The organism is Pseudomonas sp. GW822-FHT02G04 (assembly GCF_058802085.1).
This window is the reverse complement of the sequence record NZ_JBXANU010000028.1, coordinates 36,817-53,189: the sequence shown is the minus strand read 5'-3', so window position 1 is coordinate 53,189 and position 16,373 is coordinate 36,817. Positions and strand designations below refer to the sequence as shown.

Genomic DNA, 16,373 nt, shown 5'->3' with positions numbered 1-16,373 from the left:
AGTAGCAGAAAAAAAGGCCGACGCCCAACGCGTCGGCCTTTTTTTGATCGTTCCCACGCTCTGCGTGGGAATGCCGCCAGGGACGCTCCGCGTTCCGCCTCTGTATGTGACGCAGAGCGTCACGGGATGCATTCCCACGCAGAGCGTGGGAACGATCGGGGTCATTGTTGAATGTCCCACCGCCTTCGCAAGCAGGCTCGCTCCCACAGGGGGATTTTCATTGGTTTCAGGATTAGAAAAAGGCCGACGCCCAACGAGTCGGCCTTTTTTTTGAATTTTTGCGCGAATGATAAATAAACTCATTCCGGTTTTTGCACGGTGCTGCGTCTTACTTACGTAAGCAGATAAATCGAGCCGGGCAGGGTAGCCACAGGGTTCAGTTTTTCCCAGCCGTACACATTTTTACCGCTGCCCGGACAAACGATCGAGCCCGGGGAGGGGACGGTCATCGACTTGCGACGTGTTGCCCGAGACGGCAGCCGATCCAGGTGGTTCACAGGTCCAGGCAGCGGCAGGGCACTCGGTTGCCCATGGATCCTATCCATTTCAATTAAAAATAGAGAGCACGATGTCAGCAATTCATGAGTTGAAACCTCTGTTCAAGGCCTTGGTCATTGCCCGAACCCTGCGCTCGCGTCGCTCGTTGGCCGGTCTGGGCATGGCTTGCCTGTTGCCGCTCAGCGCGCAGGTCCACGCCGAAGACTTCACCCTCAACATTCCTGCCCAGCCTTTGCCCCAGGCGCTGCAGGCGTTTGGCACGCAGACCAATCAGCAGGTGATCTACAACGCCGATGACATGGCCGGCCTGCGCAGCACACGCGTCAGCGGCAAGTTGAGCAGCGAAGCGGCGATTGCCCAATTGCTCAAGGGCACGGGCGTGCACTACAGCTTTGAAGGCAACACGCTGATGCTGGTACGCGGCAGTTCGACCGAGGGTCTGGAACTGGGCGCCACCACCATCAACGCGCAACAGGTGGGCGCGACCACCGAAGGCTCGAATTCCTACACCTCGAATGCCGTGACCATTGGCAAGGGCACCCACACCCTCAAGGAAATTCCGCAGTCGGTCACGGTGATGACCCGCAAGCAAATGGACGATCAGGATATCGTCGATCTCAAGGACGCGGCCAACAAGACCACTGGCCTCGTCGGTGCCCAAGGCGTCGGCAGAGGTTTGATCCTCTCTTCGCGCGGTTTCCAGATCGATGACTGGCAGTACGACGGTGTGCCGATCCCGCGTAACACTTACGCGCTGGGCAATTGGGCCACGCAGGACTTGATTTTCTTCGACCGCATGGAAGTGCTGCGTGGTGCGTCGGGCTTGCTGCAAGGCACCGGCAGCCCGGGTGGCGCGGTCAACCTGGTGCGCAAGCGCGGTCAGGCCACGCCGACCGTGACCCTGACCGGCAAGGCTGGCTCCTGGGATCACTACGGTCTGCAACTGGACGCCGGTGGGCCGTTGAACCAGAACGGCACCATTCGTGGACGCTTCGTGGCCGATCAGGACGACACCCACACATTCGTTGATTCTGAATGGTACAAGACCACCTCGCTGTACGGCGCGCTGGACTTCGACCTGAGCGAAGCCACTACCGTGGGCGTGGCGGTCAGCCAGTCCGACGGCGAATCGCGCTCGAATGTCCGCGGCTTCCCGCGCTACTCCGACAGTAAACCCATCGACCTGCCGCGCAGCACGTACACCGGGGCGAAGTGGAACCACTCGGATATCGACGTCACCACGCTCTACACCGATCTGGAACACCGTTTCAACGACGACTGGGCCTTCAAGATCGGCGCCGTGCGCATGACGGAAACCAACAAGGCGAAGAACCAGCGGGTGCAATCCACAGGCGATGGCATCAATCCCGATGGCAGCGGCGTGCAATACGCTGACTTCGTGACGGACATGGACTCCACCAAAGTCGCTCTGGACATGAACCTCACCGGCAAGTTCGAAGCCTTGTCCATGCAGCAGGAAATCATGGTGGGCGGCAACTATTCCAAATACACCTCGGACGACAAATACGCCCGAACCTTCAATGACAGCTCCGACAATATCTTCGACATTGATCACAACCGTCCGGAGATCAGCTACGAAGGCTTGATCAATAGCCCCGGTGGCCGTGGGACTCCCAGCCAATACGACATCCGCCAGAAAGGCCTGTACGGCAGCTGGAGGGTCAAGCCTGTTGAAGACCTGACCCTGGTGCTCGGCTCGCGCGTCAGTTGGTACGACTACAGCTACAAATCGTCTACCGAGACCGCGACCGGCATTACAGAAGATCCAAAAAGCACCGCCACCGAAACCGGAGAAGTCACGCCCTATGCCGGTATCGTCTATGACCTGAGCCGCGAATGGGCGGTCTACGCCAGTTACACCGACGTATATACACCGCAGACCGAACGCGATACCGCCGGCTCGGTACTTAAACCGATTGTCGGCAGTAACTACGAGATTGGTCTCAAGGGCGAGTTGATGGATGGCCGGATCAATACATCCGTGGCCCTGTTCCGTTACGACCAAGAAAACCGTGCCGTTCTCGATACGCAGGGTGCGCAAACCTGCGACGGTTGGTATTGCTCGACGGCATCGGGCAAAGTGCGCAGCCAGGGTCTGGACGCTGAAATCAGCGGCGAAGTGATCGACAATCTGCAACTGTTTGCCGGCTACACCTACAACACCACCAAATACCTCGACGACCCTACCAACGAAGGCAAAATCTTCAGCTGGTGGACGCCTAAACACATGCTGCGTGTGTGGGGTAATTATCAGTTGAGCGGCGACTGGAGCCGTGTGAGTACTGGCCTGGGCTTTACCGCACAAACCCACACGGTAGGTTTCGACCACTCCGTCAACGTTCCGGGTTATACCGTGTGGAATGCCCGTGTCGGTTACCAGCTCACCCCGGAAATCGAGCTGGCGATGAATGCCAACAACCTGTTTGACAAGACCTACTTCGCAGCGGCCTACAACCAGATTAACGGCAACAACAACTACGGTGATCCACGCAACGTGATGTTCAGCGTGAAATACACACCGCAGTTCTGAGTCCTTTGCACTAGCGTCAAAGTCCCGGCCCGCGCCCTTTTACCAGGGGCGCGGGCTAATGCTTGTGAGGCTGAAGATCAAAAGATCGCAGCCTTCGGCAGCTCCTACGGGTGTTCACATTCCTTTGATCTGTAACCCGAAAATCAGGATTGGTGTCCAACATTTTGGGGTCAGATCACTTTTTGTAGGAGCTGCCGAAGGCTGCGATCTTTTGATCCTGATTTACCTGAAGCACAAACAAAAACGCAGAAGCCATGGCTTCTGCGTTTTTTTGCCGTCGCTCGGTCAGCTACATGACTCGCCCTGGCAGCCGAGGAACACTTCGGTAAACGACTCCAGTAGCGACTCGGTGTAGATCATGCTGCGGTGTGGCAGTGGTGAGTGGATCGAGGTGTGCAATTGGCCTGTCACGTTGTGGGCCCTGAGCAGTTGTTCCGAATACAGCACTTGCTCCAGGGTTTTATGCGACAGCGACCACCAGCAACTGGCCTTGACCTTGAGCAGCGGCAGCGAGAAGGCATTGAACGCGTCCACCAGGCGATCGTGAATCGCATAGGCCTGGGCGTTCATGATTTCCTGCTTGATGCCTTCCAGGGTCGCGATCATCTCTTGCTCGCCGGTCGCCGTCTGTTCGCTGGCCCAGCGATAGAAGGCCTTGAGGTCGGCCGTCGGGTTCCGGGCGATGAAGCTCGTCGCCGCCGGTTCCAGATGCGCGAACATCAGGTTGAAGACTTCGAGTGCTGCCAGCAGTTCGTTTTCCGCGCTGAGGTGGTTCGGGTTGTCTTCTTCCAGCGGCTTGCGCGGCAGGTCGGCGGGCAGGTCACGTTCCGGCAGAGTGGTGTCGACGAGGCCGAGGAAGGTCACTTCCTTGCCCTGGCGTTCCAGGTGGGCGGCGACGTCCATGGCGATCGCGCCCCCCAATGACCAGCCCATCAATCGGTAGGGGCCGTGGGGCTGCTTCTCGACGATCTGCGCGCTGTAGTCGGCAATCATCTCGGCCCATGTCTGAGCGTTCGAGTCTTTGTCGGCAAAGCCCTTGTGCATTACGCCGAAGGTCCGGGCATGGGCACTGAGTTTTTTCGCCAGCGGCTGATAACAGAACACGATACCGCCGCTGGGGTGCAGGCAGAACAGTGGTGGTGCCGACGCTGTCGAGGCATTGAGTTCGACCACGCATTGCACATGCTGCTGATGCTCCAGTGCGATGAATCTGGCCAGTGCCTGGACATTGGGGTGAGCCAGCATGTGTTGCAGCGCCAGTTTGATACCCAGGCGCGCGTTAAGGGTCGAGATGAATTGAATGGCCAGAATCGAGTGGCCACCGAGTTCGAAAAAGTTGTCGTCCAGGCTGACACGCTCGACCTGCAACGCTTCTTGCCAGAGTTCGGCGAGCGCCTTTTCCAGGGGCGTTTCGGGGGCAATGAAGTGCCGCTGCGTCTGGCTGAGGTCGGGCTGCGGCAGGGCCTTGCGGTCGAGCTTGCCGTTGGGGCTCAACGGCATGGCGGCCAGTACCAGCAGATGACTGGGTACCATGTAGTCCGGCAGCCTGGCCTTGAGTTCAGCCTTGAGGGTTTCGCGCAGGTCGAGTTGTTGCTGCGCGCTCAGCGAGTCGCTTTGGGCCACGACATAGCCGACCAGGTGCAAACCCACCGCGCCTTCCCGGGCAACCACCAACGCCTCGCGGACCTGCGGCGATTGCAGCAGGCATGACTCGATTTCCCCGAGTTCGATGCGGAAGCCGCGAATCTTCACCTGGTGATCCAGCCGGCCTGCATACTCGATCACGCCGTCGGCGCGGTAGCGCGCCAGATCGCCGGTGCGATAGAGACGACCGCCGCCCTGAACATCGAACGGGTCGGGGATGAAGCGCTCGGCCGTGAGCTCAGGTCGCTTGAAGTAGCCGCGTGCGAGCAGGTCGCCGGCAATCATCAGTTCACCGACGACGCCCACCGGCACTGGCTGGCCGCCGGCATCGAGCAGGTAAATCGCCCGTCCGGCCAGAGGCTGGCCGATCGGCATGCTTTTGGGCAGGGCGATTTGCCCTGTCACGTAGTTGCTGCAATCCAGCACCGTGGCGCTGACCGTCGTTTCCGTCGGCCCGTAGGTGTTCAGCAGCTTCACGTGCCCGAGCCCGGCCTTGCCCCAGGCCGCCACGCCCTCCGGTGGCATCGCTTCGCCACCGACGATCACTTGCCGCAGTGCACCGTAGTCGCGCTGCCCGGCTGCGGCGAAGTCCTTGGCCAGCATGTTCCAGTAGGTGGTGGTCAGGTCGCTGACGCTGAACTGTTTGTCGAGCAGTTCGCGATACCAGGTTTCACTGTCCCAGATATCCGGCCCGCGCAGCACCACCGAGGCGCCGCAGATCAACGCCGGGTAAAGTTGCTCGACAAAGGCATCGAAGTTGAACGTGGCGAACTGCAGGGACCGGTCCTGTGCGGTCAGACCGAGAAACTCCAGCGCCACCTGAGCGTGACGGGTCAACGCCGCCTGGGTGATGCCGACCCCTTTGGGGCGACCGGTAGAGCCGGACGTGAACATCACATAGGCGAGGTTTTGGCCGGTGGTGCGGCAGGGCGGGTCAAGTGCGGGCAGCGTCCCCCGGACATCGATGTCGTCGACGCAGCGTCGCTGGACGCCGGGCATCGATGGCAGCCGATCAAGCAGCGAACGCTGGCTCAGCAACACGCTCAGGCCACTGTCTTCAATCATCCAGGCCAGGCGTTCCTGCGGGTAGTCGGGGTCCAGTGGCACATAAGCGCCGCCAGCCTTGAGCACCGCCAGCAGGCTGACAATCATCTGCGCCGAACGCTCCACGGCAATGCCCACCAGCACTTCCGGTCCGACACCCTGTGCAATCAACGCGTGGGCCAGACCATTGGCGGCAGTGTTGAGCTGGGCGTAACTGAGCTGAAGGTCGTCGCAGATCAGCGCCACCGCGTGCGGTGTGGCCAGCGCCTGGCGTTCGAACAATTGATGCACGCCTTCCTCGGGTTGGGCCGACACGGACGGGTTCCACTGCTGCAACTGCACCTGTCGCTCATCCTCGCCCAGCAACCGCAGTTCGCCGAGCGCGCGATCAGGATCATCGACCAGTGCCTGTAGCAGATTCTGCCAGTGCCGGGCCAGACGCTCGATGGTTGCAGGGGTGTAGAGATCGCGGCTGTATTCCAGGCTCGCTGCCACGCCGTGTGGCGAGTACGTGACGTCCAGCGACACATCGAACTTGGCCTGGCTCGACCCTGCGTCAAGGAACTCCAGCGTCAGTCCGTCCAGATCGATGTGCGCCGGCTCTGCGCTGTCGGCACGCCAGTTGAACAGCACCTGGAACAGCGGATTGGCTTGCGCGCTGGCCTGCAATTGCAGGGCATCGAAACTCAACTCCAGCGGGTAATCCGCATGGTCCAGCGCCGCCAGGGATTCACGGCGCAGGCGCTGCAGGAAATCGCTGCCGGACAGCAACGGATCAAGGCGTACGCGGTACACCTGACTGCTGACAAAGAAGCCGACCAGCGCTTGGGTTTCGCTGCGATTGCGCGTGGCATTCGGCACGCCGACGGTAAAGTCCTGCTGACCGCTGTAGCGGCTCAACAACAGTTGCCAGGCCCCGAGCGCGATTACGAACGGCGTCAGGCCCTGTTGCTGGCAGAAGCGGTTCAGGTCAGCCGAAAGTGACCCCGGCAGTTCGAAATCATGCTTGCCGGCCGGATGGCGGTGTTGCGCGCTGCGGGGGAAATCCACCGGCATATCCAGGGTCGGCAACGGAGTGCCCAGGTAGTTTTGCCAGTAGTCGGCGCTGTTGGCGCAGGTTGCGCTATGCAGGTAGTCACTGCGTTGCCAGGCGGCGTAGTCGGCGTATTGAATCGCCGGACGTGGCAGCGGCGGGGCGTCTGCGTCGCAGTCCTGCGCGAAGGCACGGTTCAGGTCCTGCATCAGGATCGCGTTGGACCAGGCATCGGAGACGATGTGGTGCATGTTCATCAGCAACAGCTGTTCTTCGGTGCCGACCTTGAGCAAGGTCGCGCGCATCAGCGGTGCCTGGCGCAGGTCGAACGGCGTGCCCGCCTGGGTCTCGATGCACAGCGCTATCTGCCGGGCGCGGTCTTCGTCGGCCAGTGCGGACAGGTCTTCCTGGCCGAGCACCAACTTCGCCTGATCATCGACCACCTGCATGGCCACACCGTCGATCTCGCGGAACGCCGTGCGCAGGATGTCGTGACGGTCAAGCACCCGGTTCAGCGCAATTTCCAGACGCTGCGCCTGCAGCGCGCCGGTGATGCGCATCACTCGCGGCAGGTTGTAAGCGGCACTGTCCGGTGACAGTTGCTGCACAAACCACAACCGTTGCTGGGCAAAGGAGAGTGGCGCCGGGGTTTTTCGTGCGCGGGTGGTTATGCCTTGGGGTTGATCACCGGCATCGGCCAGCAGCAGCGCCAGTAAATCATCATCGATCATGTCGTTCATCGGGGCTCTCGTAGTCGGCGGTGGATCGTTCAGGCGGTCGCCAACGGTTTATTTTGTGCGACGACCTTGCCGCCTTCCATTCGCACCAATTGGTCGGCGACATCGAAGTAACGGTCGTCGTGGGAAATGACGATGATGGTCTTGCCCAGGTATTTGAGTTCCGGCAACAGCTCGGTGTAGAAGATGCGCCGGAAGGCCGGGTCCTGGTCGGCCGCCCACTCGTCGAACACCAGCACCGGGCGTTCTTCCAGCCAGGCGTTCAACAGGGCCAGGCGTTTGCGCTGGCCGGTGGACAGGTCGGTGGTGCTGAAGGCGCCATCGCGGATGCTGACCTTGTGCGAGATTTCCAGGCGTTCCAGATAACGGTTGGCGTCTTCGGGAACGTTCTGTTCGCCTTGCACCAATTCGTCGAACAGGTAGTAGTCGGCGAAAATCGTGGTGAACAACTGGCGATAGTCGTCGCGGTTATGCGCCAGGACCAGCTTACCGTTAAGGATGATTTCCCCGCCCTGCGGCGCATACAGCCCCAGCAACAACTTGATCAGCGTGGTCTTGCCGCCGCCATTCTCGCCGACGATAAACACGATCTCGCCCTGGGCGATGGACAGGTTGACTGGCCCGAGGGCAAAGGGCTTGCTGCCGTCCACCGCCGGGAAGGCGAAATGCACGTCGCGCAATTCAAGGTGTTCGACCACCGGTTTCGGCGCGTCTTTGTCGCTGAGCAGCAGGTGCGGTTCCGGCGAGGAAAACTGCTCCGCCAGGTCGGCAATGCGCTTGAATGCAATGTTGGCGCGGCTGACCACCGGCAGGGTGGTGACCAGGTATTCCATCGGGCCCTTCATGTACAGCAGCACCAGCACGAACCCGCTGAGCACCGCTTTATCAGTGCCCAGCCACAGCGATTGCAGGGCCAGCGCCAAGCCGATCACCACGAAAAACAGCATCGAGCCGAGGGTCTTGGCCACCACGAAGGTGTTGACCGCGCGGATGTGCGTGTTGCAGATGAAGTCAGCGGTGCCTTCGATGCGTTGGCTGAACATGCGTTGGCGGCGCGGACGATGGATGCGCAGTTCCTTGGCGCCGGCGGCAATCGCGCTGTAGTGCTTTTGCAGTTCGTCCTCGGCTTCACGAGCCGCCTGGAAACCCTTGATGCCCTTGGTCCGGGCCACGTATTGCAGCGCGGTGCCGATCACCAGGGCCACCAGCAGCAAGGCAAACATCGGCAACGACAGGTAGGCCAGGTAGCTCAGGCACCCGAGGGTGACGGTGAACGCAATGGCCAGCGGCGCGAAGGAAAAGGCGAAATCACTGACGGTGTCGACGTCATGGGTCAGCACCGGGATCAGTCGATAACTGCGGAAGCGCTCGATCTGTTCGATCGGTGCCAGCAGGACTTTTTCCCCGAGGGATTTACGCAGCCCGGCAATGATGTGCTGGCCGACATGGTTGGTGCCGATGTCCGACAGGATCGACGTCAGCAACGCCACTGCGCACAGGCCGATAAACGTTGCCAACACCCGGGGTGACGGGGTGTCGGCGGCGTTCAGTGCGTCATTGATGGTCGCCAGTAACGCGGTGATGCTGAGGCCACCGAGCATGCCGAGCATGATCGACACCACAACGATGACCTGGAAAGGCCTGAGCAGGCCGAGGACTTCACTGAAGGCTCCGCGGGATTTTGAGGTCATGGAAGTTTCCGCTTCAAGTGCCGCTAAAGGGCAAAGGTTCAAGAGTTTGGCTGCTTAAAAGACGAAACCCGTGGGCGACGATTTAGCCGCGCACGGGTTTGTTGCAGGTCATGCGACAGGAGGTGGGAGCCTCAAAGATCCCGCGCGACGCGAAAACCGATCCAGTCGCCACGGGTATCGGGGTAGGTGGCATTACGGTTGCCCGAACGCGAGAACACCGGAGCTTCGCCCCAGTCATTGCCGCGAATGCGCCGGGCCGTGCATTCGCCGGTCAACCAGGCGCTGCCATCGCTGGGTGCACCGACGTAGTTCTCGTTGTAGCAATCGGCGGTCCACTCATAGACGTTGCCGTGCATGTCGTACACGCCGAAGGCGTTGGCCGGGAAACTGCCTGCTGGTGAGGTGAAGTTGTAGCCATCGGCGGCGCCGTAGGTGTTGGCGTGTCTGGCGATGCTGTATTCCTTGCCTTCATCGAACGGGAAGGGGAACGGGCCACTGCTGCCCGCGCGGGCGGCATACTCGCGCAGCGATTCGCTGACCAGCCGATAGTGCTTGCCGGTCTTCTTCGAGAGCCAGGCCACGTAGGTATTGGCCTCGGGGAAGTTCATGCACACCGCCGGGTGCCTGGCCGTGCGTTCATAGCGCGGCACGCCAGCCTTGCACTCGCGGCCTGGCCGGGTGTCGCCGTCGGGCATGACGTAACCGCTGTCGCGCAGGTACGCGTCCCACTCGCCGGTCAGCACCTGAAAGCGACTGATGGCCAGCGGTTTGGCGAAGGTCACCGGGTGCAACGGACCTTCGTCGGGCTCGCGGCCCACCTCATTGTCCGGGGTGCCCATGGTGAAAGTCCCGGTGGGCAGCACGACCATCTCCGGGCAGTCCTTGCAGTCCTTGAACACCTTGCCGGGCTGGGCGGGTGCGGCAGCCTGAGCGGCGCCGGGCAGCAGGCCTGCAACCACGGCGGCGAAGGCCAGTGCGGGGAGCGTCTTCAGGGACAAGCTACGCAACTCACTGTTCATCATTGCTCTCGATAAAAAGTTAAAAGGAATCGGAGGGGCTGGCGATCAGAGCTGTTTGCCGAGCAACGCGATGAAGCGGTCGACTTCAGCTTCAGTGTTGAGCAGCCCCGGCGCCGTGCGGATCACCGGGCCCACGTCGCGCTCCACGGCATCGGCGATCACACGGTTTTGCATCAGCCAGGCGGCGATCTTGTCGCAGCTTTTGCCCTTGACCCGGAAGAAGCTGAAACCCGATGACAGCTCGGGGCTCAGGGGTGTGACCAGTTCGATCTGCCGATGCGCTTGCAGGCGTTTTTTCATATAGCTGTTCAGCGCATGGATACGCGCCTGAACATCGGCCTTGCCCCATTGCAAATGCAGCTTGAAGGCTTCGTTCAGTGCCCAACGGTGCTCGAACGAGTGGTAGCCGCCCGGTGTCATGGTGGTGGAGAAGGCCGTGGCTTCGGAGAAGGTCGGGATGATCGGCGTAACGTATTTGACCTGTTCACTGCGGCTGCAAACGATGCCGGTGCCACGGGGGGCGAACAGCCATTTGTGGGTGCCGGCGATGAAGAAGTCGCAGTTCATGGCGGGAAAACTCAAGTCCTCGACACCAAAGCCGTGCACGCCGTCGACCAGGTAAATAATGCGGTCCTGGTCGGCACGGCCGCGGTTGTGCTTGTCCACCAACGCACCGATGTCGGCGATCGGCAGTTTCACGCCACTGCCGGAGTGCACCCAGGTCATGCCAAGCACACGGGTTTCGGGTTTGATGTTCTGCTCGATCGAGGCCAGGATCTCCGCTTTGGAGACCGTCTGCGGATCCTTGAACAACCTGATCTTGCGCACCCGGGTGCCGTCCCGCTGGGTGCGCAGATCGAGAATGGTGTGGGTGGCGTAATGCTCGTGGGCGGTGGTGAGGATTTCCTGGTCGGGGCGCACATGAACGCCGCCGTAAATCATCGCCAGGCCTTCGGTGGTGCTGCCGGTCAGCGCGATCTGTTTGGCATTGGCTTGCAGGTAACGACCGGCCCAGACACGCACCTCTTCTTCACGCTGTTCGATCACACCCAGGTCCCAGTCCATCGCCAGCCCGGGGTTTTTATCGAGGGCGGTACGGTGCATCTCGATCGCTTCACGCACAGGTTTTGGGTGCGAGGTGATCAGGAAATTGGAGAAATGCAGGTAGTCCGGATCCTGGTCGAACAGCTGCCGCAGTTGCGCCCATTTGTCCCCAGGCAGCGAGGGCAGTGGCGTGGCGCTGGCGACGTTGTCCAGGCCGGCAGTCAAGGGCAGGCCGGCGGCGAGGATCCCGGCCTGTTTCAGAAAGGTGCGACGATCGCTCATGGTTTGCTCGTGCCTTGTTGTGAAATCAGCGCTGGCTTGGCGGCTTTCTGCACCTGATCCCAAACCCGCAGGAAGTTGCCGCCCCAGAGCTTGGCAATGTCTGCTTCGGAGTAACCGCGCGAAATCAGTTCCGCCGTGACATTGCGAATATCACCGACGTTTTCCCAGCCTTCGACGCCGCCTCCTTCGTTGAAGTCGGAGCTGATGCCGACATGGTCAATGCTGATTTTGCGCACCGTGTAATCGATGGCGTCACCGAGGTCCTTGAGGCTGGCTTTGGGTTCTTTTTCAAGAATCGCGTAGAGACGGCTGGCGTACTGGCCGAATTTTTTCTCCGACCAGGCAGCGATGACCGGATCGCCCGGCATCAATGCCATGGCGAGGTTCGGCAGGGGCGGCAGGTCGAACTCTTTGCGCAGTTCGTTGAGTTTGTCCTGGGTGGTCTGGGTCAGCGGGCGCAGGTATTGAGAGAAGCCGACTACTTGCACCACGCCGCCGCTGTTCTTGATCAGCTGCATTTCCTTGTCGCTGAGATTGCGCGGGATATCGACCATCGCCCGTGGCGCCGAGTGCGAAGCGACCATCGGTGTGCGGCTCAATTGCGCGACTTGCTCCAGGGCCTTGGTCGACATTTGCGACACGTCGATGATCACGCCCAGGTCATTCAGGCGATGCACCGCTTGCTTGCCCAGGTCCGAGAGGCCGTCGAGGGCATCGGGTGAATCATTGAAAAACGGCAAGGGACGCGAAGAGTCGGCCCAGTCGTTATTGCCGATGTAGCTGAAGCCGAACATGCGCATGCCGCGTGCCGTCCACAGGTCCAGCAGGTTCAGGTCGTGGCCCAGCGGGTAGGCGTTGAGCATGCTGATGAAAATCGCGAACTTGCCTTCACCGTGCAAACGACGGAAATCGTCGGGGGTGTAGGCGATGGCGACCTGATTGGGAAAATCACGGACCATCCCGGAAATAATCTTGTAGCGGATCTCCTGCTGGTTGCGTGCCTCTTCGACAAAACCGGCGGTGGGCTTGTGCGGCGCGTTGGCGCCATTCCACAGTTCCGGCCAGCCGAAAATCGTCAGGGCCGCACCGGACAGGCGTCCGCGGTTGGCCTTGACCAGATCGAACTGGCCCTCGCCATCCTTGTCGGCTTCGTTGCCCTGGGTGCCGAAGTTCTGCATCAGGGTGATGTGGCTGTCGAAGGAGAGCATGCGCTCGTGCAGCTCGTCGGCCTGTTGCATGACCTTGATCGGGTAACCGGGGTTGTCCTTGAACCCGTAATACCAGACCGCGAAGCTGGCGCCGGCGCTGATTGCCAGGGCCAGCGGCAGGCCGATGTAAAGTGCCTTTTTCGAACGTGGTTTTGTCATTGCCATCTCAGTCAGGTTCGCCGCCCCGGTGCAGGCGCAGGGGCCTTTGCTATCTGGGAGGAACGAGTGGCTGACAGGGAAATTTAGGTGAGCTTGCGGGCCTCTTCGCGGGCAAGCCTCGCTCCTACAGGTTTTGTGTCGTCCACATCATTGTGATCCACCACCAACTTGTAGGAGCGAGGCTTGCCCGCGAAGCTTCTAAATTTCCGGACCGAACAAACGTTCTAGCTTGGATAAAGCCTGCTTCATGGCTGACACAGGTAGGGCAATGACGATTTCTCGACGATGGTTCATGGCAGGCCTGGCGCTGACTGGCGCTGCCGTGCCTGCGGCTTATTATGGGCATCGCGAATGGACGAAGCCGGACCCCACGATCACCCCCGGCGAAGCGACGGTCGACCTGGCGGACACCGCGGGTCAGCAGTTGGCCAACTCGCTGCGGGGGATCTGGGATATCCGTTTCGAAGGTTCGCAAGCGGGCCTCGACGGGTTACCGCAGCACGGGCTGGAGCTGTTTCTCGACATCGCCCAGCGCGGCCGCGGTTTGCGTGGCTGCCTCGATACCGCGCAGCAGTTACGCAGCGAAGCCGAGCCGCGTTACCGGCTGATCGGCGATCTGGTGTCGCCTGACGCCAGCCAGCTGTACTGGCGCCTGATCGATCGGCAATCGGCCAACGGCGCGCCGGCTTATGAGCTGGCGGTCATGCTCGATGAGGTCTGGGCCGATTTCGGCAATGCCGGCAGTGGCACGCTCAGCGGGCGGATTCTGCGTCTGGATCGCCCGCTCGGCTTGCCGGAACTGGACAATCGCTTTGTCGCGCGCAAATGGCTGTTTCCCGAAGCCCGTGAGCGTGTCGGTCTGAATCCGCCGTTGCTGGCGTGGCTGATATCCGCCGAACACCGCTTGTTCCACCAGCTCTGGCACGCCTCGCGGGACAAATGGCACAAACTCTCCAAGGACCAACAGGGCGCCTTGCGCGGCATCGGCTGGCAGCCGGGCCCGCGAGGCCATGAGCGCGATGCCCGGGGGCCGCGCAAAGACCGTAATGGCTCGGGGATCGACTTTTTCTTCATGCACCGGCACATGCTCGGCACGGCGCGTTCGATGCAGGACCTGCCGTCCTGGTCGAGCTTCCCGATGCCGCAGCCGGAGCTTGAGCGCGACCGTCAGGGCTTCGCCCGCTATTTCGACAATCACGATGGCACGGCGCTGCCGCCTACCTGGCTGGCCGCCGAAGACACCGAGTACACCCAGTGGGTCAGCGACATCAAGACTGCCGAGACCTACCACAGCAATTTTCAGGTGTGGGAATCCCGTTACCGCGACCCGCGTTATCTGTCGAAGCTGACCCTGGGGCAGTTCGGTTCGGAGATCGAGCTGGGGCTGCACGACTGGCTGCACATGCGCTGGGCCTCGGTGCCACGCGATCCTTCCAACGGTCAGCCGGTGCCTTTCGCCAGGGATCCGGCGGACTTTGCCGCGCGTTGGTATGCGCCGGAAAACGACTTCCTCGGTGACCCGTTTTCATCCCATGTGAACCCGGTGTTCTGGCACTTCCACGGCTGGATCGACGATCGTCTGGAAGACTGGTTCCGCGCCCACGAGCGTTTCCATCCGGGTGAGCTCAATCGGCTTGAGGTCAATGGCGTGCCCTGGTTCGCCCCGGGACGCTGGGTTGAAGTCGATGATCCATGGCTCGGCCCGAGCACCCACGGTTGCAGCACCACGCCGGGATTGCAGGTCGGCAAGTCGGTGGAAATGGACCCGGAAACCATGAAGCTGGCGCTGCGCATTACCTTCGGCACGGATGAAAAGAAACTCGCGGATTTGTTCCGGCGAGTGCCGCAACGGCCATGGTATGCGCGGAATCTGAAGGTCAAGCCGCTGAGTTCGTAAGCCAGGCACTTGTGGCAAGGGAGCTTGCTCCCGCTGGGCTGCGAAGCGGCCCTGAAACCTGCAATTACATGGTGTCAGGCACACCGAATGCGCAGGTTTTGCGACTGCTGCGCAATCGAACGGGAGCAAGCTCCCTCGCCACATGGTTTTTGGTGACAGATAACCTCGATCAAAGCACCTGCCACCCCCCACCCAACGCCTTGTACAACGCAATGCTCGCCTGCACCCTCGACAACCGCAGTTGCACATTCGAATCCTGCGCCGCATACAGCGTGCGTTGCGTTTCCAGCACCGTCAGCAAATCCTCGGCGCCGGCCTGATAGCGGCTTTGCGCAATGTTGAACGCGGTCTGGGCCTGGTTCAGTTCTTCGCGTTGCCACTGCCGCTGCTCATCCAGGCCGCGAATGCTGTTGAGGGCTTTTTCGACGTCGGCAAAAGCATTGATGATCGCGCCTCGATAGGCTTCCAGCAGTTCTTGTTGGCGAGCCGTGGCCTTGTCGCGCTCGGCGCCGAGGCGGCCGTTATTGAAGATCGGCGCAACCAGCCCGGCGGTGAGGTTGTAGAAAGGGCTGCGCAGAATGTCGCTGGCCGTGTTGGCGCCCGAGCCGATGTTGGCGCTGAGGGTCACGGCGGGCAACATCGCGGCGCGTGCGACCGTGACGTTGGCCTGGGCGGCAGCCAGTTGCGCTTCGGCGCGGGCGATGTCCGGGCGGCGGCTGAGCAATTCGCTGGGCAGTCCGGCGCCGATAGCGGGCCACTGCAGTTGCTCGAAGGACTCCTGGCTGGGCGGCAGTTGCTGAACCGGTCGGCCAAGCAGGGCGGCGAGGCTGATCCGAGCGTCTTCGGCTTGCTGGCGAATCAGCGGCAATTGTCGTTGTTGCGCCGCCACCAGGCTTTTCTGTTGCGCCAGTTCCAGTGCGGTGGCCGAGCCTGAGTCGAAGCGAGTCTGCACCAGTTTCAAAACGTTCTGCGCGTTGGCCAGGTTCAGCCCGGCAATGCGACTTTGTTCATCCAGCGACAAGGCTTGCGTGTAGCTGTTGGCCACCCCGCTGAGCAAGGTCAATTCAACCGTGGCCTGATCGAACTCGCTGGCGCGCAGCCCGAACTGCGCACTGTCTCGGGACGCGCGTTTGCCGCCCCAGAAGTCGATCTCGTAACTGGCGCTGAGGTTGGCGTCAAAGTAGTCCACGGCCTTGTTGCTGCTGTCGGCATCGAGTTGGCTATAGCCGTTGCCGCGCAGCAATTTCTGGCGGTTGGCGTTCATGCCGGCCTTGATCTCCGGCAGCTGCGAGCCGCCGGCAATCACCGTGTCGGCCTGGGCCTGGCGCACTCGAGCGATGGCGGCGGCCAGGTCATAACTGCCGAAGCGGGCCTGTTCGATCAAGCGATCAAGCTGCGGGCTGCCAAACTGCGACCACCATTGCCGACTCGTCTGGGAGGCACTTTCATCGTGTGGCGATTGCCACGCCGGCGGTGGTTGTATGCCGCTGTCCGGGCGTGGAGCAGGGTGGCTGCACGCGCCGAGTAACAGGCAAAGGGTCAACAGGCTCAGTTGCGGTTTCATAG

The 16,373-nt window shown here is 61.3% G+C and carries 8 protein-coding genes; 2 read left to right on the top strand and 6 right to left on the bottom strand.

What is annotated here, in order from left to right; genetic code table 11:
* The first annotated feature begins 568 nt into the window (after positions 1-568).
* Positions 569-3,049 carry a TonB-dependent siderophore receptor gene (locus AC1RO5_RS25940; RefSeq protein ID WP_493178413.1) on the top strand — a complete coding sequence of 827 codons (2,481 nt, stop codon included), beginning with the start codon at positions 569-571 and terminating at the stop codon, positions 3,047-3,049.
* Between the two features lie 285 nt (positions 3,050-3,334).
* Here the strand turns inward: AC1RO5_RS25940 and AC1RO5_RS25935 are convergent, their stop codons facing one another.
* From AC1RO5_RS25935 to pvdM, 5 genes are all read right to left on the bottom strand, one after another.
* Positions 3,335-7,510 (bottom strand): amino acid adenylation domain-containing protein, encoded by a 4,176-nt coding sequence (locus AC1RO5_RS25935; protein ID WP_493178412.1) that lies wholly within the window; start codon positions 7,508-7,510, stop codon positions 3,335-3,337.
* 29 nt (positions 7,511-7,539) lie between these two features.
* Entirely contained in the window at positions 7,540-9,198 is a 1,659-nt protein-coding gene (locus AC1RO5_RS25930) for a cyclic peptide export ABC transporter (protein ID WP_493178411.1), read from the bottom strand.
* Positions 9,199-9,329: 131 nt separating this feature from the next.
* Positions 9,330-10,217: a dihydropyoverdine dehydrogenase gene (gene pvdO / locus AC1RO5_RS25925; protein WP_493178409.1), complete on the bottom strand. Its 888-nt coding sequence runs from the start codon at positions 10,215-10,217 to the stop codon at positions 9,330-9,332.
* A gap of 45 nt (positions 10,218-10,262) precedes the next feature.
* Complete coding sequence (gene pvdN, locus AC1RO5_RS25920; RefSeq protein WP_493178407.1) at positions 10,263-11,543, bottom strand: pyoverdine-tailoring periplasmic protein PvdN; 1,281 nt, start codon at positions 11,541-11,543, stop codon at positions 10,263-10,265.
* Entirely contained in the window at positions 11,540-12,910 is a 1,371-nt protein-coding gene (gene pvdM, locus AC1RO5_RS25915) for a pyoverdine-tailoring dipeptidase-like protein PvdM (RefSeq protein ID WP_493178406.1), read from the bottom strand. Before pvdM ends, pvdN begins: the two co-directional genes overlap by 4 nt.
* A 268-nt stretch (positions 12,911-13,178) precedes the next feature.
* Between pvdM and pvdP the strand changes: the two genes are divergently transcribed.
* Positions 13,179-14,807 (top strand): pyoverdine maturation tyrosinase PvdP, encoded by a 1,629-nt coding sequence (gene pvdP, locus AC1RO5_RS25910; protein WP_493178405.1) that lies wholly within the window; start codon positions 13,179-13,181, stop codon positions 14,805-14,807.
* 169 nt (positions 14,808-14,976) lie between these two features.
* Here the strand turns inward: pvdP and AC1RO5_RS25905 are convergent, their stop codons facing one another.
* The gene (locus AC1RO5_RS25905; RefSeq protein WP_493178403.1) at positions 14,977-16,371 is read right to left on the bottom strand and encodes an efflux transporter outer membrane subunit; all 1,395 of its coding nucleotides are present in this window, start codon (positions 16,369-16,371) and stop codon (positions 14,977-14,979) included.
* Positions 16,372-16,373 lie beyond the last annotated feature (2 nt).

Coding starts and splice junctions, on each gene's coding strand:
- pvdN (WP_493178407.1), bottom strand. CDS start 11,543: ATGAGCGATCGTCGCACCTTTCTGAAACAGGCCGGGATCCTCGCCGCC.
- pvdO (WP_493178409.1), bottom strand. CDS start 10,217: ATGAACAGTGAGTTGCGTAGCTTGTCCCTGAAGACGCTCCCCGCACTG.
- pvdM (WP_493178406.1), bottom strand. CDS start 12,910: ATGACAAAACCACGTTCGAAAAAGGCACTTTACATCGGCCTGCCGCTG.
- pvdP (WP_493178405.1), top strand. CDS start 13,179: ATGACGATTTCTCGACGATGGTTCATGGCAGGCCTGGCGCTGACTGGC.
- AC1RO5_RS25935 (WP_493178412.1), bottom strand. CDS start 7,510: ATGAACGACATGATCGATGATGATTTACTGGCGCTGCTGCTGGCCGAT.
- AC1RO5_RS25905 (WP_493178403.1), bottom strand. CDS start 16,371: ATGAAACCGCAACTGAGCCTGTTGACCCTTTGCCTGTTACTCGGCGCG.
- AC1RO5_RS25930 (WP_493178411.1), bottom strand. CDS start 9,198: ATGACCTCAAAATCCCGCGGAGCCTTCAGTGAAGTCCTCGGCCTGCTC.
- AC1RO5_RS25940 (WP_493178413.1), top strand. CDS start 569: ATGTCAGCAATTCATGAGTTGAAACCTCTGTTCAAGGCCTTGGTCATT.